Source organism: Pandoraea sp. NPDC087047, from assembly GCF_044745225.1.
Lineage (GTDB): Bacteria > Pseudomonadota > Gammaproteobacteria > Burkholderiales > Burkholderiaceae > Pandoraea.
This window is the reverse complement of sequence record NZ_JBIUZU010000001.1, coordinates 295,367-308,302: the sequence shown is the minus strand read 5'-3', so window position 1 is coordinate 308,302 and position 12,936 is coordinate 295,367. Positions and strand designations below refer to the sequence as shown.

Here is a 12,936-nt window from a genome sequence, read left to right as displayed (position 1 = left end):
CATCGCTTCTGATCCGCCGATCCTATGGTGTCCCGCCGGTCTGAAAAAGGCGGGCGAGCATGTTGATAAAACGCTCGTCTCCGGCTTGTTCGGTCTGGCGACGCCGCACGGTATTTTTAAGTTATTGACCCCCCATGACTCAAACGGACAAAAAGACGGCACCTGATGGCGCCGGCAAGCCATTCACTCGACGCAAGTTCATTGCAGCCGCCGTTGGGGCCGCAGCCGTATGGGGCGGATACTCGTACCTGTTCGGTAGCCAGTATCGCGCCGCCAAGGCGGATCGCAAGGTTGATGTGCTGCTCATCGGTGGCGGCATCATGAGCGCAACGCTGGGCGTCTATCTGTCCGAGTTGGAACCGAATTGGACATTCGAGGTTTTCGAGCGACTGGACAAAGTCGCGGAAGAAAGCTCGAACGGCTGGAATAACGCAGGCACCGGGCATTCGGCGCTTTGCGAATTGAATTACACGCCGATGGACGATAAGGGCAATGTCCATATCACCCAGGCCATCGGTATCAACGAGAATTTCCAGATCTCCCGCCAATTCTGGTCGCACCAGGTGCGAAAGGGCGTTCTGGGCAATCCGCGCGAATTCATCAACTCCACGCCGCACATGAATCTTGTCTTCGGACAGGAGAATCGCGAATTCATCCGCAAGCGTGTCGAGGCGTTGAAGACCTCGCCGCTCTTCGCCGGCATGGAAATGACGACCGACCCGGCAAAGATCGCCGAGTGGGTGCCGATCATGATGGAAGGCCGCAAACCCGAGGAAGTCGTCACCGCCACGCGCTCGCCGCTCGGCACCGACGTGAATCTGGGCGAAATTACCCGCCAGTTCTACAAGCATCTCAGCGGTAATGCGGGCGTTAAGGTTACGACCGGGTACGAAGTCCGTTCGATCACGCGAAACGAAGATGGCACCTGGCGCGTGTCGGCTTTCGACACGAGTGACAGCACCAAAATTCAGACGGTGGATGCACGCTCCGTCTTCATCGGTGCGGGCGGCGCTGCATTGCCGCTGCTGCAGTTGTCGGGCATTCCTGAAGCGAAGCAATACGGCGGTTTCCCCGTCGGCGGCGAGTTCCTGGTCACGGACAAGCCCGAGATTGCCTCGCGCCATTTGGCGAAGGTCTACGGCCTTGCGGATACCGGCTCGCCTCCGATGTCGGTTCCCCATCTGGACACCCGCGTGCTGGATGGGAAGAAAGTGATCCTTTTCGGACCGTTTGCCACCTGGTCGAGCAAGTTCCTCAAGAACGGCTCCTACTTCGATCTGGCCAAGGCGACGACGCCCTCCAACGTCATTCCGCAGTTGCAGGTCGGCGCTCATGAATTCGCGCTCGTGAAATATCTGGCGCAGCAATTAACGCTGTCCCGCTCGGAAAAGATGGATGCGTTGCGTCACTACATGCCTGACGCAAAAGACGAAGATTGGCGTCTGTGGGAAGCCGGACAGCGCGTGCAGATCATCAAGAACGATCCCGAGAAGGGCGGCATCCTGAAGCTCGGCACGGAAGTCGTGGTGTCTCAGGATCGCTCGGTTTCCGCGCTGCTGGGTGCCTCGCCGGGGGGCTCGACCTCGCCGGCGATCATGCTGTCGTTGCTGGAGCGCGTTTTCCCCGATCAGATGAAAACGCCCGCCTGGCAGCAAAAAATCCGCGAGATCGTGCCCAGCTACGGCAAGAAGCTCAACGAGAATCCTCAGCTTCTGGCGACGGAATGGGCGACCACGGCGCAAACGCTGCAACTGGCCATCGCACCGCCGAGCCTGGATGGGGTCGTGCCGGGCGCCGCGCCTGTGGAGTCCGGTGTGGTGAAGAAGGTGTCGGATATCGCGCTGTAAGTTCAGCGGGGTTCGCCTGGACGGCCTGTAGCACGCGCATAGCGGGCCGGGCCGCATCAGCCGGCATCAAAAAACAAAGGGTTACGCGTTTGCTCGTAACCCTTTGTCGCATGCGGAAGCGCGAATGTCTGCATGAATCGATCACTGTCCGACACCTTGGCCCGTTGCTAATAGGGCTAACTGCCGGTATCCGTTGACATCATGGATTGGCGAACCGTTACCCGGTAGTCTCGAGGGCTTTGTCCATACCGCGATTTGAAACGACGCGTGAAATAGGCCTGCCCGGAAAAGCCGCACAGATGCGCGACCTGTTCGATACGGCAACTCGAATGCGCAAGCAACTCCAGTGCGCGCTCCATGCGCCGCTCCGTCAATAGCTCAACGAATGTCTTTCCCGTTTCCTTCTTCAAGAGATGGGCTAAATAATTCGGCGACAGACTGACAGCGTTGGCAACGTCCGCCAGCTCGATTTTTTCGCAAAAGTTCGTCCGAAGGAAGCGCGCCACTTTTTGCATGGCCCGGCGCGGGTGTCCATGCTGTCCCTGACTGGCCTGCAAAGCGAGAATGGGCTTCTCATATTTTTTGCAGACCTGACAAAGCAATTGAATCAGTAGGCCACGCATCAGACTGAGCGAGCAAAATCCGCGTGCTGCATTCTCTTTCTGCAACTGATCGAGCAACGAAACGACCGGGCCGAATTCCATCTCCTCGAAGAAGAAATCCATATGCTCCTGATAAATGAACGGCGCGAGTTCCGGGAAGCGAATGAGATCGACCGCCTCGAGATCGAGCTGATCGACATTCAGATCGGGGCGAAGGAATTGCAGCGAGAAATTGAGCATCACGAACCGCGTTCCCGGAGGGTGCGGGATCAGATGGACGCGATAAGGCGGAACGAATGACAGATAGCCGCGCTTGAATGGACGAACGCTTCCGCCCAATGTCTGTTCGACGTCTCCGGCCAGACCGATCTTGATCTGGAAATGCTCGTGTCGATGCGGACGGCTCAGCAATGGTGAGCCGTCCTGGGTTCGGATATCGAACTCAAGATGATTGGCACGCTCGGCCATGCCATAGGTCTTGACGTGCTTTAGCGCAGGGGCGGACATGATCGACACATGATGACCAGAACTTTAATGTAGCGCAAAAAACACGCCGGGCATTGCCGTGTCAGTCCGCTATGTCCCCCTCAGGCGGTGGCTCGATGCCGGTCTCCTCGAGATAACGACGCACCCCGGGGTGAATGAATGAGACATCGGGGCATGCCATCCAGGTGTTGGCGGCCCGACTCTCACGCCCGGAGCTCACGCGTTGTGCCATTGCCGCCTCCCCCCGATGTACGGCTCGTGCAAGACGATATGCCAGGTCATCGTCCATATTGGCGCTCGCCAGGATCACGGACCAGCTTCCGATGGAAACGATGGGCGACGTCTGTCCCGGATAGGTGCCGATCGGTACGACAAGTCGTTTCAGGAACGCGTGTCGCCACAGGATGGCTGCACTTTCCTCATCGTCCGGCACAATGAAGCGTGCGCCCGAAGGACTGCGCGATAGCGCTTCAAAGGCTGGCCAGCCGATTCCGCCGCCCCACAATGCGGCAGCGCGCCCATCGGTCAACATGCCGAGCGCCTCGTTGTCGTTCTCAAGGAGAATCGCCTTGAAATCGCGATGCATGTCGAGGCCCATTCCGCTCAACACATATCGCGCCAGCACGACAAGTCCGGAGCCCACGGCGCCGAACACCACGGGCTGTCCCTTGAGATCGTGGATCGACCGGGCGGGGGACGTGCCCGGCACGATGAACATGCCGGCCGACGAATACATCGGCGCGATGATCCTAAGCGGCGCGGGAGGCCGACCGATGCCGGACAATGCCTCGAACGCCGGCTCGCCACCCGCAAGACCCAATGCCAGCTCCCCAGCCTCCAGTTGTGGAATATTCTCGGTACTTCCCTTTGTCATCACGGGCTGGATTGTCAGCGCCGGATCGACTTCGTGGATGGTTGCGGCAAACGCATCGCCATAGGGTGTAAATCCACCGCCGGGCGGCGAGGTTCCCAACAATAAGCCCACGGCGTGATCTTTCGTCATAGCAGTTCCTTGCAAATCTGTGCGGCCAGCCATCTGGCGGCACTTCGTTAGTGGCGTCGAACGGCATCGTCGTCAATGCCATTGATAAAGCCGGGCAGGGTTTTCCGCGAAAATCGCGTGCCGCAGATGCGGCGCCTCGATCCATTGCGCCGTCACCTCAAGCAGTTCGACATCGTGCGGCATGCGTGTCTTAACCATGACGTGAGGCCAGTCTGTGCCCCAGACGACCTGTCGAGGGCATTGCGCCACCAGCCATCTCGCAATCGTCTGAGCACGGTGATACGGCGGCTCGCCCGTCTCCAGGCGGTAAGGCGCGGTCAGCTTGGCCCATGCTCGCCCTTCCTGCATGAGGGCTAGCATGGCCGCCATGCCGGGGTGTGTAAGCGGGGTACCGATCGTTGGATAACCCATGTGACCGAATACGAGCGGCACGTCGAACCGGTGCAGCGCTTCATAGAGATCCGGATGTTGGTCGACGGGAACGAGCAATTCCAGATGCCACCCAAGCGGTGCAACCCGCTCCTGCAGGCGAAGTAGCCTATCGACCGGCAGGTCCGCACCGGGACGTTGCACGTCAACGAGATTCACCCGGACACCCCGCACGCCGAGCGCATGCAGATCCGCCAATTCTCCTGGTCCGGCCGTATCGTCAAGCACCACGACACCACGCGCATCGTCGCCCATCGTCCGGAGCGTCTCGACGAGTACAGTGTTGTCGCTTCCATAGACGCTAGGCTGGACCACGACACATCGACTCAGACCGAGACAATTACGCAACGCCACGTAATCCGGCACGAGACAGTCGGGCGGGGTGTAGATGCGGTTTGGAGAATAGGGGTATCGGTCGGCGGGCCCAAGGATATGGAAATGACAGTCGCAGGCTTGTGGCGGCAACTGGACTGCCGGCGTGAGGAGCGACGTCAATGGGCCGGCGCAAGGCGGGGCGTCGGCGCTCGGGCAGGTAGCGATGTCAGGGAACACGAGGTGAGAGCGGAAGAAGTGGGCAAAAGGGGCAAAGAGGCAAAGAGGCAAAGAGGCAAAGAGGCAAAGAGGCAAAGCATCATCCAGTGGTGAGAATCACTGGATCAAACGATGCAGTGGTGCCGTTGCCAGCGCTCGCCTTGGCGCATGAAGCAACATCGCCAGAATCTAGCGTCAATTCCCCGTCGAAAACAGTCGCTGGATTGTGAATTACTTGCACAAAACAGCGATTGCAATGCCGCCTTCTACTTCAAAAACGTCTGCGACTCATCCAGGCTGAATCCCCCAGATCTTTTTCCGGTTAAGCAGCAGCGGGATGACACCGATGGCAATGCCGCCCATACCGACGATATTGGTGACCCAATCGAACGAGGGAATGCTGTAAAGCGCGATGAAGAAAAGAAAAACCCCGCTTGCCACGGGCCAGATGACATGGGTCACGGCCATCCACGGTCCTTGCGTCAGTACCTTGCGGTAGTACCATCCGCAGGCGAGGCCGGTCAGGCCCAGGTAGAAGCAGATCTGAAAGCCGATGGCGGTAATCGAATCCTGCAGGATGACGTTGATGGTGGGCAGATAAGACGACATCAACAGCAGCGCGAGCCCCGTAATCCAGATGAAGAAGATAGCGATATGCGGCGTTCGCCACCGCGGATGCAGGCGAGCGTAGCGCTGGTGGAGGGCACCGTCGCGGCTTTTGGCAAAGAGTGTGCGCGTGAACTGCAGCATCTGCGTCTCGACCGTTCCGACCGTGCTCAGCAATACCGCGATGATTGCGACGTAACCCCACGTCGGCCCGAATAGCTTCTCGGCAATGGCGAAGATGATATTCGTGTTGTAGTGCTGGATTTCGGCATCCGACAGGCCGAGTAGCGTGATGACAATGAAGACGAGGAAGAACCCCATCAGGAACACCATCGACCAGAACGCCGCTCGACCGGGCGTGCGATTAGCGTCCCGGGTCTCCTCGCTGAGGTTCAGCGCCACATCCCAGCCGTAAAAAAAGAAAATCGCCACCAACGCCCCGTTGGCGAACTGCTTGGGCGCGAACGCGAACGGCCAGAACCAGCCCCACGAAAACGAGTGCTGCGGCACATGAGGGAACACGAGGAAACTCATGACGATAATCACGAGCAGGATCACGCCCTCCACGATCGTCATCAGCACCTGCACATAGCTGGTGAGCTTGATACCCTTGACGACCACCGCACTGACAAGCGTGAGCCACGCGGCCGCGATCAGCGTCACGTAGTGCACATTGTTCATCATCGGGCGATTGAAGATGAGCAGGGTGGCATTCGCCGCCGGGATCATGGCGGAAACCATGAATACGCAGCACAGCACCAGGAGCGCCCAGCCGGCAAAGAAGCCCAGCGCCCGGCCGAATACCATGCTTACCCAGGAATACGAGGTGCCGGCGCTCGCCAGGGCACGGTTCATATTGATGAATGCGTAGGCGATGCCGAACATGATGAGCCCGCACATCAGGACGCTCGCCGGCGACAGCGTGCCAGCCGTGGCGATGATCGTGGACGTTGTGATCTCGATGCTGTAGGCGGGTGCCGTGCCGGCAATGCCCATGATCACAGACTCGACGATCCCCAGCGAATCGGCATTGAGCTTGACGGGTGGGTCCATGGGCGCACGACTCCCGGTTGACACGGGTGGATCGACTGGATCGACTTTTACTCCGTGCGCGGCGAGAACGCAAGTAGTGGGTTTCCGCCTGGGTCCGGAAGGCTAGAGATCCTGCGTCATCCGGTCCGACCGGCACCTCCAGCGGCACCGGCCAATCGCAGCGGTATGGCCTGCGGCGTAGTTTCCACCGCACCTCTGCTTGGACAAACGACGGGCGCGGCGCTCATCGCGTTGGGCTTTGGGGCCAATCCGAGCAACGGCGGCAGTTCTACTTTTAGAAAATCGACCAACGCACGCACGGCGGGCATCATGCCTCGGCGTGTCGGGAAGAGGATGGCCAATCGTCCTTCTCTGGATCGCCATTCCGGAAGGACGATCTGCAAGACACCTGAAGCGATCTCGCTTGCGCAAGCGTAAAGCGGCAAGCTGGCAATGCCGATGCCGGCCAGAGCCGCCTCTTTGAGTGCCGCAATATTGTCGCTTTGCAGGCGGGTCTGAACGATGGGTGTCGTGACGTCGCCATCCGCCCCGATGAGTCGCAGGGCAGTGACCGGCTCGTTGATCGAGGCGTAGACCATGACGTCGCCTCGACGAAGCGCCTCGGGACTATCGATAGCCCCATGCCGCGCCAAATACGCCGGACTTGCCACGAGTCCCCAGCGCACGGTGCACAACGGCGCCTGGACCAGGCTCGACGCCTCCACGTCAAACCCCATGCCGCGCACGACGACATCGACGTTTTCCTCGACAAGGTCCACCTGCCGGTTGCTGGCCTGAAGCGCCAGCCTGACCTTCGGGTACTGCTCCATGAAGCGGGGCAACACCTTGGCGAGCACGACATCCGTGACGACCACCGGCATGCTGATCCGCACCAGTCCGGACGGTTCGGCAGTTCGTTGTCGAACCGCGTCTTCGCCCGCCCTGGCCTCGGCAATCATTGCCCGGCAATGCTCGTAAAGCTGCTGACCTGCGTCGGTCAGGCTCAGTCGGCGAGACGTGCGATGGAGAAGCCGAACGCCAAGACTGGATTCCAGTTCCGTCATCCGCCGCGAAATCAGCGATTTGCTCACGCCCACCGCGTCTCCTGCCGCGGTAAATCCATGATGCTCGATCACCTGAGCAAAGAGGTAGAGGTCATTCAGGTCGATCGAAACGGAGTTCATTCGATGTCCGTGGCGGTGGCGTTGGAAACGCTTATCGTTCTATACATGCAACGATAGGTTGTCAAATGACATATTTATCAATTGTCGTTGCGTAAATATGATTCATATCAACCGGAGCGAATGCGCGCCGGACCGTCGGGCGGCGGTGGAAAGCCACCGCGCCCTCCCCAAACGCAAACGTTCCCAATTGACCATGAAAAACTATTCGTTCTTGAAAACCGTTGCTGCGCTGACGATCGCCACGTCTTCGCTCGTTACGGCACGAACTGCCTCGGCAGCCCCTGTCTCGCAAGCCGTCGCCCCGTCGGGGGCGCCGTACTCGCTGCTCTCGCGTGACAACACGGTACTGGTGCTGGTGGACCATCAGGTTGGTTTGTTCACCGGAGTGCGCGACATCGATGTTGGCCAGCTCAAGCACAACGTCGTGGCACTGGCCAAGGCGGCAAAGACGCTCGGCATCCCGGTCATCATGACGGCCACCGTACCGGATGGCATGTGGGGCCCGACCATCCCCGAGTTGACGGCCGCACTGCCGGGCGTGCCCGTTATCAGCCGCACGTCGATTAACGCGTGGGACGATCCGACTGTTCGCGCCGCCATCGAAAAGACTGGGCGTAAGCAAATCCTGATCGCCGGTGTGTCGCTGGAGGTCTGCGCCACGTTCCCGGCGTTATCGCTCAAGGCCGCGGGCTACGATCCGCGCGTTGTCCTCGACGCTTCGGGTACGTTCAGCGATGCCAAGCGTACCGTTGGATTGCAACGTCTCGCGGGCGTTGGCATCCCGGTGACGGACTACGCGACCGCTGGCGTGGAAATGTTGCACGGCAACGACGACCCGAAGGCTGCGCAAGTCTATGCCGACCTCGATATGCCGTTTGCCAATCTGGTGTGGCAATTCAAGAACACGCCCAGCAAGTAAGGCGCAGTGGTAATGCAGAAAGGGGCGGCATGAGAGAACAAGGGCGATGGTGCTTGAGGTGCCATCCCGCATCGTCGCCCGTCACGCGGTGCTCGCTGCCCAGGACGCTCATGTCCTTTCTCTGTCCCGACTGCTTAGTAAATGAGCATTCGTTGGTTCAGTGGCCGAAGGGCGACTTTCATAATGGCTTGGCGGTGGCTATAGACGGCAATTTGCGCCGTGAGCCAATCCATCGACTATCCGTCGATTCCGCAGTCACATGAAAGTCGCAAGGAGACGCCATGACAGTAGATGTTGAGACCACGCCGCTGCATGCCGAGCTGATCGCCGCGCACGAGCGGGCGTTGTCAGCGGGGCTGCCGTTTGCCGGGACCGTTTCTCCCGAGATCGCGTGGGCGCTGGTCGGCGCTGCGGAGGTATTGCTGGTGGATGTGCGCTCGGCGGAGGAGCGTGCCTTCGTGGGTGTCGTGCCCGACGCCGCGCATGTGGCATGGGCCACCGGCACGAGCCTCACGCGCAACCCTCGTTTCGTGCGCGAACTCGAAGCGAAGGCCGGCAGCAAGAATGCTCCTGTGCTGTTGTTATGCCGCAGCGGGAACCGCTCTGCGCAGGCGGCAGAGGCGGCGACCAAGGCCGGCTTCACGCAGGTCTTCAACGTTCAGGAAGGATTCGAGGGCGATCTGGATGACGCTGGCCATCGCGGCACTAGCAACGGTTGGCGTTTTCGAGGTCTGCCATGGCGACAGAGCTGACTGCTCCGCCGGTCGTGCGCACGACATCGGTCCAGATCAGTCCGGGAATGATCGAGCGTCTCGCCGTATCCATCGTGAGAGAAATATCATCATGACCGCACTCGTTCATCGGCTCGGCATGGCCATCCGACAATTGCGGGAATCGCGCGGCTGGTCGCAGGAGCTGCTTGCCGAACACGCGAGCCTGAATCGCTCTTATGTGGGAGAGCTGGAGCGGGGCGCGGCCATCGCCTCCATCGTCACCGTAGAAAAAATCGCCTACGCCTTCGGCGTGCCGATCGGCCATCTGCTCGCGGCGCCGGACGAAATTCCGGCACCGGCGGGCGCGTCTCACACCGTACCGGTGCCCGCCTATTCACCGGCAACTTCACCGCCAACGCCAGCCCCCTGAGATTCAGTCCTTCATCAGTCTTCAGTCTTTAGCCCGTTTGGCGGCTATAGCATGTTGAGCCGGCAAAGGGGTATCTCGATAATCCGCAAATCGAGATAAGCATTTCTGTTTTTCTTCTATCCACCCCGGAGTCACCATGTCGACGATTCAGAGCGGCCAGACGGCGCTCGGCGACAACGCAGCACGGCAACTCGCCAATGCCACCAAGACTGTCCCCCAGCTCTCCACGATCACGCCACGCTGGCTGACGCACCTGCTGCAATGGGTGCCGGTCGAAGCCGGTATCTACCGTCTGAATGCCGTCAAGAATCCCGAAGCGGTGAAGGTCGCCTGCACCGAGCGCGAAGACGAGCGCACGCTGCCGCAAACGTTCGTGCCGTACGAAGAGCAGCCGCGCGAGTACTTCCTCAATGCCGTGAGCACCGTGCTCGACGTGCATACGCGCATCTCGGATCTCTACAGCAGCCCGCACGATCAGGTCAAAGAGCAACTGCGTCTGACGATCGAGACGATCAAGGAATTGCAGGAAAGCCAGCTCATCAACAACCCCGACTACGGCCTGCTGGCCAATGTCGCCGAAGCGCAGCGTCTGTTCCCGCTCACGGGCGCACCGACGCCTGACGATCTCGACGAGCTTCTGACCAAGGTGTGGAAGGAGCCCGCGTTCTTCCTCACGCATCCGTTGGCGATTGCCGCCTTCGGTCGCGAATGCACGCGTCGCGGCGTGCCGCCGCCTACTGTGAGCCTGTTCGGTTCCCAGTTCCTGACCTGGCGTGGTATTCCGCTCATTCCGTCCGACAAGGTGCCGGTCGCCGATGGCAAGACGAAGATCCTGCTGCTGCGCGTTGGCGACAAGCGTCAGGGCGTTGTCGGGCTGTATCAGCCGGGTGTGGCGGGCGAACAAGGGCCCGGTCTGTCCGTACGTTTCATGGGCATCAACAATCAGGCCATCGCGTCTTATCTGATTTCGTTGTACTGCTCGCTGGCGGTGCATTCCCCCGATGCGCTGGCTGTTCTGGAAGACGTGGAGATCGGTAAATACCATGACTATCCGGACACCTACCGTTAATCCGTCCGACGTGGGCTTGCCGCATGCGACGCCGCCTGCGGGCTTGCCGGATCCGGCCACGCTTGCCCATCTTGCGTCGGAGTTTTTCGCCGCGCTGCCGGGTACTGCCAACGCACCCGGCGTGTCGGCGGGTAGCGGGGCGGTAGGCAATGTTCCGTCGGCGCTACCTGCCGCCGCACCGATCCTCGCATCGATCAGCAATCCGGTGCCCGGCGGATCTCCGCTTGCCGGCCCTGGCGGGGCCGGGACGGGTGTTCCGGGGCTGAGCCTGCTGCAAGGCAAGGTGCCGGGCGCCAATCTTGCCCCGTCGGCCCCCACGCACGTGCTGTCGTTAGGCAACCGGACACCCGCGCTTGCCCCCCACGCCGCAGCGCAGAACGGTCTGCCGGACAACGTCGTGAGTATTTCACCGGCGCTGGAGCCACGTGTGGGCGGCACCGCGCTGGGCGTCCCCCAGGCCAGTGGTCTGACGGTGCCGTCGCCTGCGCCCGGAGCGTTGTCATCGCCTTACTATTTCACCGATGGCAACTTGCGCGCGCAGGAACCTGTCACCCAACCGCTTGGCATACCGCTGCCGGGCGGCCGGGCAGAGAACTTCGGCCTGCCGGGTGACGAGGTACTGAGAGATCTGCTGTCCGCGTCCGGACGTGTCCCGGTACAGGACGCTGCGAAACACGACGAAGGATCGCGCTACTTTCTGAGCGAGCGGTCGGCCTCTGCGCCGAATTCGCTGGGTCAAAGCATGCGTGCGCCGTTCGACGTCAACGCGATCCGACGTGATTTCCCGATCCTTCAGGCGCGTGTGAACGGCAAACCGCTGGTCTGGTTCGACAATGCGGCCACCACACACAAGCCGCAGTCGGTCATTGATCGCCTCGCGTACTTCTACGCGCACGAAAACTCGAACATCCACCGCGCCGCCCATGCACTGGCCGGGCGCGCCACCGATGCCTACGAACACGCCCGAAGCACCGTACAGCGGTTCATCGGTGCGTCGTCGCCGGACGAGATCATTTTTGTGCGTGGCACGACGGAGGCCATCAATCTGATCGCCAAGACCTGGGGCGTTCAGCACGTGGGCGAGGGCGACGAGATCATCGTCTCGAATCTCGAACACCACGCCAACATCGTGCCCTGGCAGCAACTTGCTGCCCTCAAGGGGGCGACGTTACGCGTGATTCCGGTGGACGACTCGGGGCAGGTGCTGCTCGACGAGTATCGCAAGCTGCTCAACGATCGCACGAAGATCGTGGCCGTGACACAGGTCTCCAATGCGCTGGGCACCGTGGTGCCGGTCAAGGAGATCGTGGACATAGCGCATCGGGCCGGAGCGAAGGCGCTTGTCGATGGCGCACAGTCCATCTCGCACATGCGCGTGGACGTGCAAGCCCTCGACGCCGACTTCTTCGTGTTTTCCGGGCACAAGATCTACGGGCCGACCGGCATTGGCGTCGTCTATGGCAAGCGTGCCATTCTCGAGGACATGCCGCCCTGGCAAGGCGGCGGCAACATGATTGCGGACGTGACGTTCGAGCGAACCGTCTTCCAGCCGCCGCCCAACCGGTTTGAAGCGGGCACGGGCAACATTGCGGATGCCGTCGGTCTGGGCGCGGCGCTCGACTATGTTTCCCGGGTAGGCATCGAGAACATCGCCCGGTACGAGCACGACCTGCTGGCGTATGCAACACACTTGCTCGCGCCGGTACCGGGCGTGCGGCTCGTCGGCACAGCGCAGGACAAGGCGAGCGTGCTGTCGTTCGTGCTCAAAGGCTACGAGACGGAAGCGGTGGGGCGTGCCCTGAACGAAGAGGGCATCGCGGTGCGCTCGGGTCACCACTGCGCGCAACCGATCCTGCGTCGCTTCGGGCTGGAAGCGACAGTCCGCCCGTCGCTGGCGTTCTACAACACCTGCGAAGAGGTCGACAAACTCGTGGATGTGGTCAGACGCCTGTCCGCTCGTCGCTATTGAGGCTACCTGCCGGTACATTTGAGGCATGGCCTCATTGCGTCGGCTGATATCAAAACCGGAGGGCCCCGTGTCAGTCTGAATGGGGCCCTCCGGCTTATTTGTGCGCCAGTGCGTTC

General features: G+C 60.8%; 11 protein-coding genes. 6 read left to right on the top strand and 5 right to left on the bottom strand.

Annotated features, from left to right (window positions below):
• Positions 1 to 134 precede the first annotated feature (134 nt).
• Positions 135 to 1,847: a malate dehydrogenase (quinone) gene (gene mqo / locus ACIPHM_RS01250; protein WP_400323606.1), complete on the top strand. Its 1,713-nt coding sequence runs from the start codon at positions 135 to 137 to the stop codon at positions 1,845 to 1,847.
• A gap of 176 nt (positions 1,848 to 2,023) precedes the next feature.
• Here the strand turns inward: mqo and ACIPHM_RS01245 are convergent, their stop codons facing one another.
• The 5 genes from ACIPHM_RS01245 to ACIPHM_RS01225 all read right to left on the bottom strand — a co-directional run bounded on the left by ACIPHM_RS01245 (position 2,024) and on the right by ACIPHM_RS01225 (position 7,720).
• On the bottom strand, positions 2,024 to 2,956 hold the full coding sequence (locus tag ACIPHM_RS01245) for an AraC family transcriptional regulator (protein WP_400323603.1): 933 nt from the start codon (positions 2,954 to 2,956) through the stop codon (positions 2,024 to 2,026).
• A gap of 61 nt (positions 2,957 to 3,017) precedes the next feature.
• Positions 3,018 to 3,938: a TAXI family TRAP transporter solute-binding subunit gene (locus tag ACIPHM_RS01240; protein WP_400323600.1), complete on the bottom strand. Its 921-nt coding sequence runs from the start codon at positions 3,936 to 3,938 to the stop codon at positions 3,018 to 3,020.
• Between the two features lie 72 nt (positions 3,939 to 4,010).
• Complete coding sequence (locus ACIPHM_RS01235; protein WP_400324292.1) at positions 4,011 to 4,919, bottom strand: amidohydrolase family protein; 909 nt, start codon at positions 4,917 to 4,919, stop codon at positions 4,011 to 4,013.
• A gap of 267 nt (positions 4,920 to 5,186) precedes the next feature.
• Positions 5,187 to 6,557 carry an APC family permease gene (locus tag ACIPHM_RS01230; protein WP_400323597.1) on the bottom strand — a complete coding sequence of 457 codons (1,371 nt, stop codon included), beginning with the start codon at positions 6,555 to 6,557 and terminating at the stop codon, positions 5,187 to 5,189.
• A 116-nt stretch (positions 6,558 to 6,673) separates the two neighbouring features.
• Complete coding sequence (locus ACIPHM_RS01225) at positions 6,674 to 7,720, bottom strand: LysR substrate-binding domain-containing protein (RefSeq protein WP_400323594.1); 1,047 nt, start codon at positions 7,718 to 7,720, stop codon at positions 6,674 to 6,676.
• 193 nt (positions 7,721 to 7,913) lie between these two features.
• On the opposite strand from ACIPHM_RS01225, the gene ACIPHM_RS01220 reads away from it, so the two are divergent.
• The 5 genes from ACIPHM_RS01220 (at position 7,914) to ACIPHM_RS01200 (ending at position 12,820) form a co-directional block, all read left to right on the top strand.
• Positions 7,914 to 8,639 (top strand): isochorismatase family protein, encoded by a 726-nt coding sequence (locus tag ACIPHM_RS01220; RefSeq protein WP_400323591.1) that lies wholly within the window; start codon positions 7,914 to 7,916, stop codon positions 8,637 to 8,639.
• Positions 8,640 to 8,920: 281 nt separating this feature from the next.
• Positions 8,921 to 9,391, top strand: coding sequence for a rhodanese-like domain-containing protein (locus tag ACIPHM_RS01215; RefSeq protein WP_400323588.1), 471 nt, complete (start codon positions 8,921 to 8,923; stop codon positions 9,389 to 9,391).
• A gap of 91 nt (positions 9,392 to 9,482) precedes the next feature.
• Complete coding sequence (locus ACIPHM_RS01210; protein ID WP_400323585.1) at positions 9,483 to 9,782, top strand: helix-turn-helix domain-containing protein; 300 nt, start codon at positions 9,483 to 9,485, stop codon at positions 9,780 to 9,782.
• A gap of 136 nt (positions 9,783 to 9,918) precedes the next feature.
• A complete protein-coding gene (locus ACIPHM_RS01205; RefSeq protein WP_400323582.1) occupies positions 9,919 to 10,851 on the top strand; it encodes a family 2A encapsulin nanocompartment shell protein in 933 nt (310 codons plus the stop codon).
• Positions 10,826 to 12,820, top strand: coding sequence for a family 2A encapsulin nanocompartment cargo protein cysteine desulfurase (locus ACIPHM_RS01200; protein WP_400323579.1), 1,995 nt, complete (start codon positions 10,826 to 10,828; stop codon positions 12,818 to 12,820). Before ACIPHM_RS01205 ends, ACIPHM_RS01200 begins: the two co-directional genes overlap by 26 nt.
• Positions 12,821 to 12,936 lie beyond the last annotated feature (116 nt).

Bases quoted from the DNA above. Each gene is read 5' to 3' on its own strand.
- mqo (WP_400323606.1), top strand. From the start codon at position 135: ATGACTCAAACGGACAAAAAGACGGCACCTGATGGCGCCGGCAAGCCA.
- ACIPHM_RS01245 (WP_400323603.1), bottom strand. From the start codon at position 2,956: ATGTCCGCCCCTGCGCTAAAGCACGTCAAGACCTATGGCATGGCCGAG.
- ACIPHM_RS01240 (WP_400323600.1), bottom strand. From the start codon at position 3,938: ATGACGAAAGATCACGCCGTGGGCTTATTGTTGGGAACCTCGCCGCCC.
- ACIPHM_RS01230 (WP_400323597.1), bottom strand. From the start codon at position 6,557: ATGGACCCACCCGTCAAGCTCAATGCCGATTCGCTGGGGATCGTCGAG.
- ACIPHM_RS01225 (WP_400323594.1), bottom strand. From the start codon at position 7,720: ATGAACTCCGTTTCGATCGACCTGAATGACCTCTACCTCTTTGCTCAG.
- ACIPHM_RS01220 (WP_400323591.1), top strand. From the start codon at position 7,914: ATGAAAAACTATTCGTTCTTGAAAACCGTTGCTGCGCTGACGATCGCC.
- ACIPHM_RS01215 (WP_400323588.1), top strand. From the start codon at position 8,921: ATGACAGTAGATGTTGAGACCACGCCGCTGCATGCCGAGCTGATCGCC.
- ACIPHM_RS01210 (WP_400323585.1), top strand. From the start codon at position 9,483: ATGACCGCACTCGTTCATCGGCTCGGCATGGCCATCCGACAATTGCGG.
- ACIPHM_RS01205 (WP_400323582.1), top strand. From the start codon at position 9,919: ATGTCGACGATTCAGAGCGGCCAGACGGCGCTCGGCGACAACGCAGCA.
- ACIPHM_RS01200 (WP_400323579.1), top strand. From the start codon at position 10,826: ATGACTATCCGGACACCTACCGTTAATCCGTCCGACGTGGGCTTGCCG.